12 protein-coding genes are annotated in these 15,233 nt (G+C 71.0%); 3 read left to right on the forward strand and 9 right to left on the reverse strand.

What is annotated here, in order from left to right:
• Window positions 1-280 precede the first annotated feature (280 nt).
• Window positions 281-1,630 (forward strand): crotonyl-CoA carboxylase/reductase, encoded by a 1,350-nt coding sequence (gene ccrA, locus ACWD3E_RS26620; protein ID WP_451390080.1) that lies wholly within the window; start codon window positions 281-283, stop codon window positions 1,628-1,630.
• A gap of 42 nt (window positions 1,631-1,672) precedes the next feature.
• Here ccrA and ACWD3E_RS26625 read toward each other — a convergent pair whose 3' ends face one another.
• Both ACWD3E_RS26625 and ACWD3E_RS26630 read right to left on the reverse strand, forming a co-directional pair.
• Window positions 1,673-1,885 (reverse strand): MbtH family protein, encoded by a 213-nt coding sequence (locus ACWD3E_RS26625; RefSeq protein WP_451390081.1) that lies wholly within the window; start codon window positions 1,883-1,885, stop codon window positions 1,673-1,675.
• Between the two features lie 125 nt (window positions 1,886-2,010).
• On the reverse strand, window positions 2,011-3,060 hold the full coding sequence (locus tag ACWD3E_RS26630) for a ParB/RepB/Spo0J family partition protein (RefSeq protein WP_451390082.1): 1,050 nt from the start codon (window positions 3,058-3,060) through the stop codon (window positions 2,011-2,013).
• A 988-nt stretch (window positions 3,061-4,048) separates the two neighbouring features.
• Here ACWD3E_RS26630 and ACWD3E_RS26635 point away from each other — a divergent pair.
• Entirely contained in the window at window positions 4,049-4,258 is a 210-nt protein-coding gene (locus ACWD3E_RS26635) for a ferredoxin (RefSeq protein WP_451390083.1), read from the forward strand.
• Window positions 4,259-4,333: 75 nt separating this feature from the next.
• Entirely contained in the window at window positions 4,334-5,107 is a 774-nt protein-coding gene (locus ACWD3E_RS26640; RefSeq protein WP_451390084.1) for a thioesterase II family protein, read from the forward strand.
• A gap of 17 nt (window positions 5,108-5,124) precedes the next feature.
• Here ACWD3E_RS26640 and ACWD3E_RS26645 read toward each other — a convergent pair whose 3' ends face one another.
• From ACWD3E_RS26645 to ACWD3E_RS26675, 7 genes are all read right to left on the reverse strand, one after another.
• Entirely contained in the window at window positions 5,125-6,333 is a 1,209-nt protein-coding gene (locus ACWD3E_RS26645) for a sensor histidine kinase (protein ID WP_451390085.1), read from the reverse strand.
• Window positions 6,330-8,078, reverse strand: a complete 1,749-nt coding sequence (locus ACWD3E_RS26650; protein ID WP_451390086.1) for a sodium/solute symporter — start codon at window positions 8,076-8,078, stop codon at window positions 6,330-6,332. The genes ACWD3E_RS26645 and ACWD3E_RS26650 overlap by 4 nt, the downstream gene beginning before the upstream one ends.
• Window positions 8,075-8,413 (reverse strand): hypothetical protein, encoded by a 339-nt coding sequence (locus ACWD3E_RS26655; RefSeq protein WP_451390087.1) that lies wholly within the window; start codon window positions 8,411-8,413, stop codon window positions 8,075-8,077. The genes ACWD3E_RS26650 and ACWD3E_RS26655 overlap by 4 nt, the downstream gene beginning before the upstream one ends.
• 84 nt (window positions 8,414-8,497) lie before the next feature.
• On the reverse strand, window positions 8,498-9,283 hold the full coding sequence (locus tag ACWD3E_RS26660; RefSeq protein WP_451390148.1) for a LytR/AlgR family response regulator transcription factor: 786 nt from the start codon (window positions 9,281-9,283) through the stop codon (window positions 8,498-8,500).
• Window positions 9,284-9,384: 101 nt separating this feature from the next.
• Window positions 9,385-11,568: an RICIN domain-containing protein gene (locus ACWD3E_RS26665; RefSeq protein ID WP_451390088.1), complete on the reverse strand. Its 2,184-nt coding sequence runs from the start codon at window positions 11,566-11,568 to the stop codon at window positions 9,385-9,387.
• A 29-nt stretch (window positions 11,569-11,597) separates the two neighbouring features.
• Window positions 11,598-12,953 (reverse strand): ricin-type beta-trefoil lectin domain protein, encoded by a 1,356-nt coding sequence (locus ACWD3E_RS26670; RefSeq protein WP_451390089.1) that lies wholly within the window; start codon window positions 12,951-12,953, stop codon window positions 11,598-11,600.
• A gap of 258 nt (window positions 12,954-13,211) precedes the next feature.
• Window positions 13,212-15,089, reverse strand: a complete 1,878-nt coding sequence (locus tag ACWD3E_RS26675) for an ABC transporter ATP-binding protein (protein ID WP_451390149.1) — start codon at window positions 15,087-15,089, stop codon at window positions 13,212-13,214.
• Between the last annotated feature and the right edge of the window lie 144 nt (window positions 15,090-15,233).

A 15,233-nucleotide genomic window follows, 5' to 3' on the forward strand; every position in this document is an offset into this window, starting at 1 on the left:
TCCGGGTGTTCAACTGACTGTTTTGGACACTTGAACACGCCACGATGTGCAACACCCATCGGCTCGCTGGACTCGTGCCCTCACGGAGTGCAGCATGAATGGCCCGCGAGCCCCGCAATCCGGATGCGCGATCCCGGGACGGACAGCACGGCGCACGATCGCATTACCACCGCGTTACCGCGTTCTCGCGTTCCCGCCCAATGGCGTTACTGCCCTCTCGCGTTTACCGACCTCTCGCGCTTTCGCATGTCCTCAGCACCGATCGAAAGAGGCACGAAACATGCAGAAGATCCTCGACGCGATCCTGGCCGGTGAGCCGAACGCCGTCGCGGCCCTTCCGTTGCCCGAGTTCTACCGGGGCATCACGCTGCACGCCGACGAGGTGGCGATGTTCGAAGGGCTCTCCGGAAAGGACAAGGACCCGCGCAAGTCCCTGCACCTCGACGAGGTGGCCGTGCCTCAGCCCGCCGCCGGCGAGGTGCTGATCGCGGTGATGGCCAGCGGGATCAACCACAACACCGTGTGGTCCTCGATCTTCGAGCCGCTGCCGACCTTCAACTTCCTGTCCCGGTACGGCAGGACGTCGCCGCAGGCGGCCCGGCACGACCTGCCGTACCACGTGCTCGGTTCCGACCTCGCCGGCGTCGTGCTGCGCTGCGGCGACGGCGTGACCGCCTGGCGTCCCGGCGACGAGGTGGTGGCGCACTGCCTGTCGGTGGAGCTGCACCATCCCGACGGGCACGCGGACACCATGCTCGACCCGGAGCAGCGGATCTGGGGGTTCGAGACCAACTTCGGCGGGCTGGCCGAGCTGGCGCTGGTCAAGGCGAACCAGGTGATGCCGAAGCCGGGCCACCTCACCTGGGAGGAGGCCGCGGCCTCCGGCCTGGTGAACTCCACCGCCTACCGGCAGCTCGTCTCGCCGGGCGGGGCGCGCCTCAAGCAGGGGGACACCGTGCTGATCTGGGGAGCGTCCGGCGGCCTCGGCTCGTACGCCACCCAGCTCGTCCTCAACGGCGGGGCGACGCCCGTGTGTGTGGTGTCCAGCCCGCAGAAGGCGGAGGCGTGCCGGCGGATGGGTGCGGAGCTGGTGATCGACCGGCACGCGGAGGGGTACCGCTTCTGGTCCGACGAGCACACCCAGGACGTACGCGAGTGGCGGCGTTTCGGGTCCCGGATCAGGGAACTGACCGGTGGTGAGGACCCGGACATCGTCTTCGAGCACCCGGGCCGGGAGACGTTCGGGGCCAGCGTGTACGTGGCGCGCCGCGGCGGCACCATCGTCAGCTGCGCGTCCACCACCGGCTTCGAGCACACCTACGACAACCGCTATCTGTGGATGAACCTCAAGCGGATCATCGGGACCCACTTCGCCAACTACCGGGAGGCGTGGGAGGCGAACCGGCTCATCGCCAAGGGACGCATCCACCCCACGCTCTCCCAGGTGGTACCGCTGGAGCAGACCGCGCAGGCCGTGTACGACGTGCACCACAACCGGCACCAGCGCAAGGTCGGTGTGCTGGGCCTCGCCCCCCGCGAGGGCCTTGGGGTGCGGGACCCGGAACTGCGGGCGAAGCACGAGGCCGCGATCAACCGGTTCCGCACCGGTCCCGTACCCGCGGCCGGTTGACGGGTGGGGGCGCCCTGTCCGGCGCCCCCACCGTTCATCGCGTCAGTCCTGCTCGACCGCGGTGACCAGGGATCTCGGCCGCAGGTCGGTCCAGGTGCGCTCGATGTACTCCAAGCATTCCTCGCGCCCCGCTTCTCCGTGCGCCACGCTCCATCCGGCCGGCACCGCGGCGAAAGCGGGCCAGAGGGAGTGCTGGCCCTCGGAGTTGGCGAGCACGAGACAGCGAGCCTGCTGATCGTCGAAGGGATTGGCCATCTGGGGTTCCTTTCCCGGCCGGTGCCGCTGATGTCACCAGCCGTGTTGCGTCATGAGTCGTAGGGGTGTTCCGGGCATGCCGGTGCGGCAGCCCGTGGGACGGTCTGTGAGATGGTGCCGAACGCTCAGGCTCCGGAGGAGAGTTGCCGTACCCGCTGCTGCCCGGCTCCGCCGTCCTCGGCCGGGCCTCTGCCCTCGACGTCGCGGGCGAACTGCAGCCACCAGGAGGCGCAGTCCCGGGCCATCCGCGCCACGTCGGCGGTCCGGTGGGCCGGGATGCCGTCGATGAGGACCTTCTGCTGCTCCGCGGTGAACAGGTGGGCGCGCAGCAGTTGCAGCAGCCTGCGGCCGATCTGCGACATGCGCAGCGAGGGGTCTCTGCGCATGCTGGAGAGCATGCTCTCCCAGACCAGCGGTGACAGCGGTGTCCCGGACGCGTCGGCCGGCCCGCCGGCCTCCTCGCCGGCGTCGGCCGTGCCGACGGCCAGCCGGAGTCTGGGCGTCACCGGGTCCTGTCCGAGCCGCATCCGCCGGCGCACGTCCCGTGCGGTGGCCACCGCGATCCCCGCCTTGCTCGCGATCTCCCGCAGCGAGGCGTCCGGGGTCTCCGCGATGACCCTGCTGGCCGCGAGGCGCCCGGCGGCCGAGTTGACGGGGCGTCTTCGGCCGTCCCGCCCGGTGCGCAGGGCGAGTTGGGGGGTGCCGCCGGCCCTGGCGCGAAGCGAGCCCACCACGCCCGGGGACAGGCCGGTGACAGCCGCGATTCTCCGGTCGGACCAGGCCGGATGACTCTCCACGATGCGCATCGCCGCGGCCACCCGATCCTGCCGGGACAGGGGCATGCCGTGCTCGGCGTTGAGTTTCACGGCGAGGACGAAGGCGTCCTGCTCGGTGCCCTCGACGAACCGGACCTCGATGAGGTCGTCACCGCGCAGCACGGCCGCCCGCAGCCGGTGCATGCCGTCGACGACCCGCATGGTGGGCCGGTGGACGACGATGGGCGGCAGGGCGGCCTCCGACTCGGCCAGTGTCCTGGCGTGCTCCTCGACCTCTCCCGCCAGCCGCGGGGAGTCGGCCGCCACTAAGGAGTTGACGGGGATTAACTGCGTCTGCCGGGAGATGACATGTTCGTCGATGGGCGACTGTGGCTCTTCACCGGCTGGTGAATCAGGCACGTGGCTCTTCCTCCGTAGCTCTTCAGTGGGCGGCGTCGTGGTGAGCGTCTCTGTGGTGATCCGGCAGGACTCCTTCTGCGCGGGTTCAGGCCGGCCGGTGTGCGGGGCGCACGGCCGACGGCGGTCCGCCGGAAAGCGGACAGGCGGACAGGCGGAAAAGGGGACGGGTGGAAAGGGCGGTGGCAGCCCGCAGGCGCGCGGCGTCGGGGTAACGCCGGTGGGGGGAGCGCGCGGGAATGCCGGCCCGCCTTGATGCGTGGCCGGGCGTGCGGCGGTGGAGCTGTGCCGATTCGGTCACAGCTCTGCCGGGCACCCTCCCGTGATCAGCTCACCAACAGGTGCGGTGCGCCCGGTACCCGGCACGGCGGGAGGGCGAGGCCGTCCTGGAGGCTCCAGCGGCGGACACCGGCGCCAGGCTCAATACCGCTGCCCCAGCGGTTACTGAGTCGTTTGTTTCGTCCGCCCTCATGCATGGAGTCCTCCTCGAAGGACCGGCAACAATAGAACGTTCTTACGGCTTAATATCGGCCGTTCCCGACACGAGTGTCAAGGAGTGGAGCAGTAGCAGGGAACCTCGATCTACGCGCGTTCTTCTTGGCCTGCGAACGCGAACAGACTGTCTCCTGCACAGGTTTCCGGCCAGCCACGCTCGGGTGGCCTGATCAGGGCGACCTGTCCAACAACGTGCTACTGACCTCGCCGGAACTTCCGGATGTCGCCAACGGTGCGCGCATGGCGAGAAGTTGACAGTTGTTCAGGGTGCCGGGGCGGCGAGGGTATGTCCGCTTCAGCGACGACGCCGACAGAGCCGGGCCGGCCGCGAATTACCCGACGCGACGCCTGTTGGTCACCGAACACTTGCAGCCCTTGACTGGCCCCGCCCTATTCTTGCAAGGTCAGGTCGTCATTTTAGACGGATCCAAAACCCGTATAGACCATTTGTGCGCAGTCTTTTCCCGTGCCCGCGAGACCTGGAGCGACGACGAGCATGCGCATCGAGGCCGACCCCGATGTATGCGTCAGTTCGGGCATGTGCGCGCTGTCCGCGCCCGACCTGTTCGATCAGTCCGATGACGACGGCACCGTTGTGGTGCTCCGGTCCGACCCGCCGGCCGAGCGTGTCACGGCCGTCCGGGGTGTGGTGGGGCGCTGTCCCTCCCGCGCCCTGAAGCTGGTGGAAACCGGCACCGGCGGCTGAGCGGGCTCACCGCACCGCCGTGCAACCGACCCCGCCGACGTGACCGCCGGTGCCGAGCTGTGAAGGAGAAGTGAAGTGAAGAACCCTTGGTTCGGCAGCTGGGTGCCTCAGGGACACGCCGCTTACCGGCTGTTCTGTCTCCCCTACGCCGGCGGCAGCGCGGCTGCGTACCGCGAGTGGCACGCGCACGCGCCCGAGCACATCCAGATATGCCCCCTGGAGCTGCCCGGCCGCGGTGGCCGCTTCGGCGAGGCCCCGATCAGCAGACTGCGCCCGCTGGTGGACGGGCTGGCCGACGCCGTCGAGCCGTTCCTCGACCGGCCGTTCGCGGTCTTCGGCCACAGCATGGGCAGTCTGCTCGCCTTCGAACTGACGCGGGCCCTGCTCCGGCGCGGCAGGCCGCTGCCCGCCCACCTGTTCGTGTCCGGCCGCTCCGCGCCCGACACGCCCTCCGGCCGGCCGCCGATCCACGACGCGCCGGACGAGGACGTGATGGAGCAGCTGCGCACCCTCGGCGGCACCCCCCAGGCGATTCTGGACGACGCCGAGTTGATGGAGCTGATGCTGCCCACACTGCGCGCCGACTTCTCGGTGCTGGAGAACTACGAGTACCTGGACGGCCCCGCGCTGCCGGTGCCCCTGACGGTGTTCGGCGGCACGGCCGACGCCCTGGTCAACCCGGCCCGGCTGCACGGCTGGCGCCGGCAGTCGTCCAGTGGATCCCGGCTGCGGATGCTGCCCGGCGGCCACTTCTTCGTCCACACCGCGACGCGCACGATCATGGAGGAGATCGCCCGCACCCTGCCGGCGCCGCAGCCGGCCGGTACCCCGGTGGCCTCACTGAACTGAGGCCGGCGCGGGGAGCCTCACACGGGAGGCGGCGGGGCCTGGACGCCGGGGCGGAACTTCGGGATGCGGACCGTGATCTTCGTGCCGGCTCCGACGCCCGTCTCGATGACGAGGCCGTGCTCGTCGCCGTAGACCTGGCGCAGTCTGCGGTCGACGTTGCTCAGGCCGATGCCGGTGGCGGGGCCGGCCGTGCCGCGCAGGATCGCGCGGAGGCGTTCCGGTTCCATGCCGATGCCGTTGTCCTCGACGACGACCCGGGCCTCGGTGCCCTCGTCCTCCGCGACGATCGTGATGCGGCCGCGGTCGACGGACTCCTCCAGGCCGTGCTTGAGCGCGTTCTCCACGAGGGGTTGCAGGCACAGGAACGGCAGCGTGACGGGCAGGACTTCCGGGGCGATCCGGAGCGTCACTTCAAGGCGGCTGCCGAAGCGGGCGCGGGCGAGTTCCAGGTACTGCTCGATGGAGCGCAGCTCCTCCGCGAGGGTGGTGAAGTCACCGTCGCGACGGAAGGAGTAGCGGGTGAAGTCGGCGAATTCCAGAAGGAGTTCACGGGCCCTCTCCGGGTCGGTGCGTACGTAGGAGGCGATGCTCGCGAGGGAGTTGTAGATGAAGTGCGGGGAGATCTGGGCGCGCAGGGCCCGGACCTCCGCCTCGATCGCGTTCGAGCGGGCCCGGTCGAGGTCGGCGAGTTCGAGCTGCACGGACACCCAGCGCCCCACCTCCTCGGCGGCCCGGACGAGGACGGCGGACTCCCGCTCGCCGAACGCGGCCAGCGCGCCACCGGCCCGGCCGTCGACCCGCAGCGGCACCAGGACCGCCCAGCGGACGGGGCAGGTGTCCCGGACGCAGGGCAGCGGGAAGGTCTGCGTACGGCCGGTGCGCATGGCGAGGGCGAGAGGTGCCGCCAACCGTTCGCGATGGTGGTCGCCCGTGCCGTCCCAGGCCAGCACGGAGTCCTGGTCGGCGAGGGCGAGCGCGAGCGTGCCGAGCAGCGGGCGCAGCCGGCGTACGGCCTTGCGGGCGGTGTCCGGAGTGAGGCCGGCGCGCAGCGCGGGGGCGGCGAGCGAGGCCGTGTGCAGGGTGTGGAAGGTGGCGCGTTCGACGGGGGTGCCGGGGCCGGCCGCGTCCTCGTGCTGCCGTCGGGCGGCGGCGCGCGCGAGGGCGGCGCCCAGCGCGAACAGGGCGAGCCCGGCCAGGGCGAGGAGGGCGACCCCGAGGGCACTCATGGGCGGCGCCGTCCGGCCGGTTCCACCGCGCCATGGAGGGGCGTCGGGGCCGGTTCGGGCAGGTGCAGCCGGGCCATCGTGGTGCCGGTGCCGGGTGGGACGCGGTGGCGGGTGGCCAGGGAGGTCAGGACCATGGCCGTGAAGCCCACGGGGACCGACCAGACCGCGGGCCAGGCCAGCAGGGTGTGCAGCCAGCCGGAGCGGACGACGCCCGCGATGGTGACGGTCACCGCGGTGAGCGCCGAGCCGCCGCCGAGGAGCAGTCCGGCGATCGCGCCCGGCGGGGTCAGGCCGCGCCACCAGATCCCGAGGACGAGCAGCGGGCAGAACGAGGAGGCGGACACCGCGAAGGCCAGGCCGACGGCGTCGGCCACCGGCAGGTCGCCGACGACGGCGCCCGCGGCGGTTGGCACCGCGATCGCCGGCAGGGTCGCGAGCCGGAAGTGCCGGATGCCGAGGGTCGGCAGCACGTCCTGGGCGAGGACGCCGGCGACGGACATGGTGAGTCCGGAGACGGTGGACAGGAACGCCGCGAACGCGCCGCCCGCGACCAGCGCGCCCAGCAGGTTGCCGCCCGCCCCGCCGAGCAGCCGCTGCGGCAGGACGAGGACCGCGGCGTCGGTGTCTCCGGTGAGCAGCAGGTCGGGGGCGTAGAGCCGGCCGAGGACACCGTAGACGGGAACCAGCAGGTAGAACGCGCCGAGCAGGCCCAGCACGCTGACCGTGGTGCGGCGGGCGGCGCGGCCGTCGGGGTTGGTGTAGAAGCGGACGACGACATGCGGCAGGCCCATGGTGCCGAGGAAGGTGGCGAGGATCAGCCCGTAGGTGGCGTACAGGCTGTGCTGTTCGCGGCTCGCCGACAGCGGCCTGGCCCAGCTCGACGCGCGGTCGTCGGCGCCGGCCGGCCGGGGCACTTGGGCGCCGGCCGGGAAGCGCAGGGTGGTGTCGGCGCCGGCCTGGTGGGTGCCCTCGGTGAGCGTGAGGGCAACGCCCTTGCGGGAACGGCCGTCGACGGTGCCGTTCGCGGTGACACGGACCGGTTCGCGGACGGTGAAGGTCAGCGGCCGGTCGGCGCGCACCTCGGTGGAACGCGTAAAGACGGGCCGTTCGTCCCAGGCGGGCGTCGGCACGTGGTCGGAGCGCCAGGCGAGCAGCAGGAACACCGCGGGCACCAGCAGCGCGGTGAGCTTCAGCCAGTACTGGAAGGCTTGCACGAAGGTGATGCTGCGCATCCCGCCCGCGGCCACCGCCCCGGTCACGACGGCGGCGACGATCAGCCCGCCGAGCCAGCCGGGCGCACCGGTCAGCAGCCGCAACGTCAGCCCGGCGCCGCGCAGTTGGGGCAACAGATAGAGCCAGCCGACCCCGACGACCAGCACGCTCGCGATCCGCCGCACGGTGCGGGACTCCAGCCGGGCCTCGGCGAAGTCCGGGAGGGTGTAAGCGCCGGAGCGGCGCAGGGGGGCGGCGACGAAGGCCAGCAGGACGAGGAATCCTGCGGTGTAGCCGATGGGGAACCACAGCATGTCGACGCCCTGGGCGAGGACGAGTCCGGCGACGCCGAGGAAGGAGGCCGCGGACAGGTACTCGCCGCTGACCGCACAGGCGTTGAGCCGGGGCGGGACGCTGCGCGAGGCGACGTAGAAGTCGGAGGTGGTACGGGAGATCCGCAGGCCGAGCGCTCCGAGGAGCACCGTGGCGAGGACCACGGCCGACGCGCCGGCGACTCCGTACGTCTGGTTCAACGGGGGGTCACGTCACCCTCGTTGCGCTCGGCACGGCGGACGTACCAGACCCCTATGCCGAGCAGGGCCGGATACGGCACCACGCCCAGCACGAGCCAGACGGCGAACGGCACGCCGGGCCGGGGCAGGACGCGCAAGGCCACGGGGAGCAGGCCCAGCACGGCCGTGAGCAGGGCCGTCGTGGTGAACGCGGCGCGCAACTGACGGCGTATCAGCATGCGTACGGCGGTGTCGTCGTCCGTGGCCACGGGGCGGATGGTCGCCGTGCGGCCGGCCGGTGCGGTGCGCGGCTCTCCGGTGACCGACTCTCTCCGGGGGACGGATTCCGCACCCATGACGCACTCCCCCACGCCGCGGTGATCACCTTGTTGCGGCGAGTGTACGCAGCACCGCATCGGTGAGATAGACGTCGGACGCGCTCAACCCGCCGGGCTTGCCGCCCCTTTGGCGCGGCTGGCGAGCAGATCCCGCAGTTCCCGGGCGTTGCGCCGGCTCACGGCGAGGACGCGGTCGCCGATCCGCACGCTCAGGTTGCCGCCGTCCAGGCGCAGTTCCTCGATGCGGCCGAGGGCCACGAGGTGGCTGCGGTGGATCCGGACGAACCCGCGGGAGCGCCACTGCTCCTCCAGCGTGGACAGCGGGATGCGCACCAGGTGGCTGCCGTGCGGAGTGTGCAGGCGCGCGTAGTCGCCGTGCGCCTCCACGCAGGTGATGTCGGCGATCGGCACGAACCGCCTCACGCCGCCCAGTTCCACGGGCACTTGGTCGCCGCAAGCGTGCACCAGGTCCTGCTCCGGCGGCCTGGGCACCCCCGCCCGGGCCCGTTCGGCGACGCGTCGTACGGCCTCCGCGAAGCGCTCCTTGCGCAAGGGTTTGAGCAGGTAGTCCACGGCCTTGAGGTCGAACGCGCGGACCGCGTGGTCCTCATGGGCGGTGACGAAGACAACGAGCGGCGGGGTGGCGAACCCGCCCAGCAGGCCCGCCAGTTCGAGGCCGTTCAGGCCGGGCATGCTGATGTCGAGGAAGACGACGTCGATGGCCGCCGTGCCGTGCAAGCCCTGCTGCATCGCGTGGCCCAGCAGGCGCAACGCGTCGGTGGCCGTCAGGGCGGGCACCACCCTGCCGACCCGCGGGTCCTCCTCCAGGAGGTACACCAGCTCCGCGAGGGCGGGCTCCTCGTCGTCCACCGCCAGCACCCGCAACAAGGCGCGCCCGTCGTGCATCTTCGCGTTCCCTCCTCCGGCACCCTCCCCTTCCCCCGAACCCGACCGGGCCAATCGGCCCGGGCCGGGCAGGGGCGGTGTCGCTACGGGTAGCGGACGAGATTCGCCACGTTGGTCGTGGAGTTGGACGGTCCTCCCGTGCCGTTGACGACATGGCTGATGGTGCCGGTACCGCCGAGGGAGACGGTGACCATGCTGGTGAAGCGGACGTTCTGATTGTTCGGTGCTTCGATGGCGTGGGCGGCGGTGACGCTCGGGTCGACGTTGAAGTAGCAGTAGCTGCCGAGGCCGTACGCCTGGTGGCTGGTGACCGAGTCGGCGACCTTGTACGCGGCGTAGCCCTGGGTGGAGCCGTTCATCCAGGCGGCCTGGTTCGGCGGGTCGTAGGGCATCTCGTTCTGGAAGAAGTAGGTGCGCCCGCCGTTGCCGTTCCAGACGACCTGGTACTTCTGGAAGTGTTCCACGAACAGGCCGTACATGGTCACGTCGTCGCCGTTGACGACGAGACCCGTGTCGGCGGTGTTGCTGGTCCAGCCGACGCCGCTGCCGTGGTCGGCGCGCCAGATCCACATGTGGTCCCCGATGACGTCGGAGCTGTTGACGACGAGGCCGGTGGTGGCCTTGCCGACGCCCGCGCCGCCGATGCGGAAGTAGACGTCGTGCAGGGAGGTCGGGTCTGCCGCATGGGAGGTGGTGGAGCCGGCCGGCCCGACCTCGACGAGGGACTTCGAGCTGGTGGTGCCGGCGTCGAAGAGCAGGCCCGCGATCTTGACGCCGTCGACGTCGGCGACGGACATGGCGGTGATGCCGTTGTCCGGGACGAAGGTGGCGAGGCCGAGACCCAGGACGACGGTGTCGGGGCGGTTCACCTTCAGGGTCTGGTCGAGGTGGTAGACGCCGGGGGTGACCAGCAGGTTCTGGCCCGCGGCGAGGGCGGCGTTGATCTGGGCCGCGGTGGCGCCGGGCTTGACGACGTAGAACTGGCTCAGCGGGAGCGAGGCTCCGGCCGGGCTGCCACTCGCCCAGCTGGTGGCCGAGGAGTTGGTGCGGGGCGCGGGCACGAACACCTGGTAGCTGCCGGATCCGTCGACGTACAGGAACGGCTTCTCGCGGCTGACCGGGCTCTGCGTGACCGTCGTGTACGGCGGGTTGGGGAAGCTGGTGGCGGGCACGCCCCGGCTGCCGACGAACACCATGTTCCAGTTGGACCCGGTCCAGCTGCCCAGCTGGGAGTTGCGGGTCAGCCACTGCTGCTGGGTGCCGGAGTTGACCTGGCCGTTGACCAAGCTGTCGGCGAGATAGCCGCCGCTGGACCAGCCGCCGTCGTCCAGGGCGAGGTTGCCGCGCAGATGCATGCGACGGTACGGCGCGGCCTGCGAGACGGCCCAACGGTCGCTGCCGCCGGTCGGGTTGACCGACAGGTTCTCGGCGCCGCGCCAGAAGTTCTGTGTCGCGTTGCCCCCGAACCAGTCGGCCTCCGCGTGCACGGCGCCGTTGACCGAGACCGCGTCCGGGGTGAGGCCGAGGCCCAGCACCTGGGTGTAGAAACCGACGTTGACGTCCGCGTCGTAGGCGCCGGGCTTGAACAGGACGGCGTAGCGCTGGGATCCGAACTGGTTGGACTCCTGCTGCTTGAAGAGGGAGTCCAGTCTGCTCTGGATGGCCGTGGAGGACATCGACGGGTCGAAGACGACCACGTTCGGCCCGAGGTCCGGGTTGCTCGTGGACTGGGTCACGGGGACCACCTGGAAGCGCTGGGCGGCCGTGCCGTTGCAGGTGTACTGCACGAACTGCACGCTGTCGGCGGTCGAGGCGCCGGGGTCGTCCAGGCACTTTCCGCTGCCCCGGCTGACGAAGTGGTAGGCGCCGCCGCCCTCGTCGACCGGCAGCCACTGCTGGTTGGCGCCGCTGCCGTAACTCCACAGCTGGATGGGCGCGTTGTCGGCGGTGGAGACGTCGGTGACGTCCACGACCTGACCGGTGTTGTTGGCGGTGTTGATGCGGACGTAGCCGTCGCCGGTCGCGGTGAAGCTCCACTGCTGGGCGGTCGTGCCGTTGCAGGCGTACTGCTGCACGACGGTGCCGTTGGCGGTGCCGGCCGCCTTGGCGTCCAGGCACTTGCCGCTCGCGGCGTTGAGGAGGGTGGCGAAGCCGCTGGGCAGCGCGGTGGCCGCCGCGTGCGTGGGGCCCGCGGCCAGCAGGGACGTGGCGGCAACGGCCAGAAGGGTGGCGGCCGTTGATCTGCGGCGCCAGGGGAGGCGTAGCACGGGTTCTCCTTGCGGGGAGGGTGGGGGGGTCAGCCGGTGTAGCCGGCGAAGACGCGGGTGTAGTCCCAGGCGTTCTGGGCGACGCCGGAGCAGCTGTCGGCCGGGCCGCCGGTGCAGGGGCGGTCGCGGTTGGCGGACCAGAAGGTGAGCCGGGCGAGGTGGTGCTGCTGGGCGTAGGCGAGGATGGTCCGGAAGTCGTTCACCGTGACCGTCTCGTTCTGGTCGGTGATGCCGTTCATGGACGAGATGCCCATGTCCCGGTAGGCCTGGTCGTCGCTGTAGTGATAGGCGTTCTTCAGCGCGTTCTTGAGACCCTCGGCGGCCTGCGTGGTGAGGTTGCCCATGTTCTGTCCGGCGCCGCCGAAGTCGAACGGCATGATGGCCCAGGCGTCCACGGTCAGCCCGGAGCCCGCGGCCCGGTTGATCAGGCTGGTGTCGGGTCCGCTCTGTCCGGTGCCGATGGTGATGTACACCTTCAGGCCGGGGTTGTCGGCCTTCACGGTCTTCAGCGCGTCGACGGTCCGCTGCTGGACGGTGGCGTTGCTGTAGGCGTCGGCCTCGATGTCGATGTCGATCGCCTTCAGACCGTAGGCGTTGATCACCTTCTGGTAGGCGGCGGCGAGTTCACCCGCGCCGGAGCAGGAGCTCTCCAGCTTGTTGCCGCTGTAGCCGCCGAAGGACGGGATCACGTCACCGCCGCCTGCCCGCACGGTGTTGACGGTCTGCTGGTCGACCCCGCCGGTGAGCGGGCGGCTGCCGTCCCACTGGGGGTTGCAGTAGCCGTTGCTGAGCACGAAGGCGAGCGTGAACCACTTGACGCCGGTGGCGCTGGTGATCGTGCTCGGGTTCGGCGGGCTGCCCCAGCCGTTGTACAGGTACGGTGCCACGGCCATCGGCGCGGAGGGGGTGCCGCCGCCCGCGGCGGGCGCGGTCCACTTCTGGTTGGCCGCGCCGGTGCAGCTCCAGATCTGGGCGCGGGCGCCGTTGGCGGGGTTGTTGTCGGTGACGTCCAGGCACTTGTCCGCCTGCGGGTTGACGATGTCGTGGGCGGCCGTGACGGTCCACTTCTGGTTGGCGCCGCCGGTACAGGTCCACAGCTGCGCCTTGGCTCCGTCGGCGGTGGAATCGCCGGTCACGTCGAGGCACTTGCCGAGTGCGCGGATGGTGCCGTCGGTGCCGACCGTCCACTGCTGGGCGACGGTGCCGTTGCAGTCGTAGAGCTGTACGGGCGTGCCGTCGGCGGAGTTGGCCCCGGCGACGTCGAGGCACTTGCCGGCCAGCCCGGTGATGGCGCCGGTGGCGGCCTGCGCCAAAGAGGCGGTGAGCAGGCCGGCCGAGAGGGTCAGCACGGCGAGGGACAGGGCTGCGGGGAGGGATCTGCCCATGGGAAGCGGTGGCCTTTCGCGTGGGGGGCGGCGAAGTCGCGTTCAACACCCGGGATGGAGCCGGGAGTTGAGCGCGACTTCGCAGGCTTTGTTTAAGGCGTGAAGCTAAAGGTACAGACCAGTTCGGGTCAAGAGGTGTGGCATCAACTCGCCCCGTACAAAAGGAAGTGCCGGGGAAACTGTGTTTCCCCGGCACCGGGCAGCGGCACGGCAGGAGCAGTCCCGCCCTGCCCCTCTCGGAAGGACCTCAGAAGACCCTCAGACCGCCGTCACCTCGTCCCCCCGCTGGGCGAACTGGGTGCGGTACAGCTCCGCGTACCGCCCGTCGGCCGCCAGCAGCTCCTCATGCGTTCCCCGTTCCACGATCCGGCCGGCCTCCACCACCAGGATCTGGTCGGCGGCGCGGACGGTGGACAGGCGGTGGGCGATCACCAGGGCCGTGCGGCCCTCCAGGGCCTCCGTGAGCGCCTCCTGCACGGCCGCTTCCGAGGTGTTGTCCAGGTGGGCGGTGGCCTCGTCCAGGATCACCACGCGCTGGCGGGCCAGCAGCAGCCGGGCGATCGTCATGCGCTGGCGCTCGCCGCCGGAGAGCCGGTAGCCGCGCTCACCGACCACCGTGTCCAGGCCGTCGGGCAGGGTGTCCACGACCTCGGCGAGGCGGGCGCGGCCCAGGGCGTCCCACAACTCCTCGTCCGTCGCGTCCGGGCGGGCGAGCAGCAGGTTGGCGCGGACCGTGTCGTGGAAAAGGTGGCCGTCCTGCGTGACCATGCCGAGGGTGGCCCGCAGGGAGGCGGCGGTGAGGTCGCGTACGTCGGCCCCGCCGATGCGGACGGCGCCGGCGTCGACGTCGTACAGGCGCGGCAGGAGCTGGGCGATCGTGGACTTTCCGGCGCCGGAGGAGCCGACGAGGGCGACGGTCTGGCCGGGCTCGGCACGGAAGGAGACACCGTGCAGGACCTCGCTGCCGCCGCGGGTGTCGAGGGCGGCGACCTCCTCCAGGGAGGCGAGAGAGACCTGGTCGGCGGAGGGGTAGGAGAAGCGGACGTCCGCGAACTCGACGGCGACCGGGCCCTCGGGGACCTCGCCGGCGTCCGGCTTCTCCTCGATGAGCGGCTTCAGGTCCAGCACCTCGAAGACCCGCTCGAAGCTGACCAGGGCGGACATGACCTCCACCCGGGCGCCGGCGAGGGCGGTGAGCGGCGCGTACAGCCTGGTCAGCAGCAAGGCGAGGGCCACGACGGCGCCCGGCTCCAGGGTGTCGCGCAGCGCGAACCAGCCGCCGAGCCCGTAGACGAGGGCCAGCGCGAGCGACGAGACCAGGGTGAGCGAGGTGATGAACACCGACTGGGCGGTCGCGGTACGGACGCCGATGTCACGGACGCGGCGGGCGCGGGCCGCGAACTCCGCCGACTCCTCCTCCGGGCGGCCGAACAGCTTGACCAGGGTGGCGCCGGGCGCCGAGAAGCGCTCGGTCATCCGGGTGCCCATGGCTGCGTTCAGCGCCGCCGCCTCCCGCTGCATCCGAGCCATCCGGCTGCCCATGCGCCGGGCGGGCAGCACGAACAGCGGCAGCAGCACCAGCGCGAGCAACGTGATCTGCCAGGACAGGGTGAGCATCACGGCGAGGGTGAGCAGCAGCGTGACCAGGTTGCTCACGACACCGGAAAGTGTGTTGGCGAAGGCCCGCTGGGCGCCGATCACGTCGTTGTTGAGACGACTGACCAGCGCTCCCGTACGAGTACGTGTGAAGAACGCGACGGGCATGCGCTGCACATGATCGAACACAGCCGTTCTGAGGTCGAGGATGAGACCCTCCCCGAGCGTCGACGACAGGCGCCGGCCGAGGATGCCGAGCCCCGCCTCCGCGAGGGCGACGAGCGCGATGAGCAGGGAGAGCCGGACGACCTTGCCGGAGTCGTGCCCCGCCACGATCGCGTCGACGACGCGGCCGGCCAGCACGGGGGTCGCGACGGCCAGCAGGGCGGTCACCACCCCGAGCAGGACGAAGCGGATGATTCCGGCGCGGTGCGGGCGGGCGAAGGCGGCGATGCGGCGCAGCGTGGCGCGGGCGAAGGGGCGGCGCTCCTGCTGCGCGTTCATCACGCTGTGCAGTTGCATCCATGCGGTGGTCTCCATGCTCATGGAAGAGAACGTACGACCTCAAGCTTCGTTGAGGTCAATGCCGGCTCCATTTCGTTGCGACCGGCGTCCGCTTCGTTCCGACCGGCGTCCGCTTCATCCCGACCGGCGTCCGCCCACCCGAAGGCCCCGATGCTTCCC

The sequence above is a fragment of the Streptomyces sp. NPDC002676 genome, from assembly GCF_053592455.1.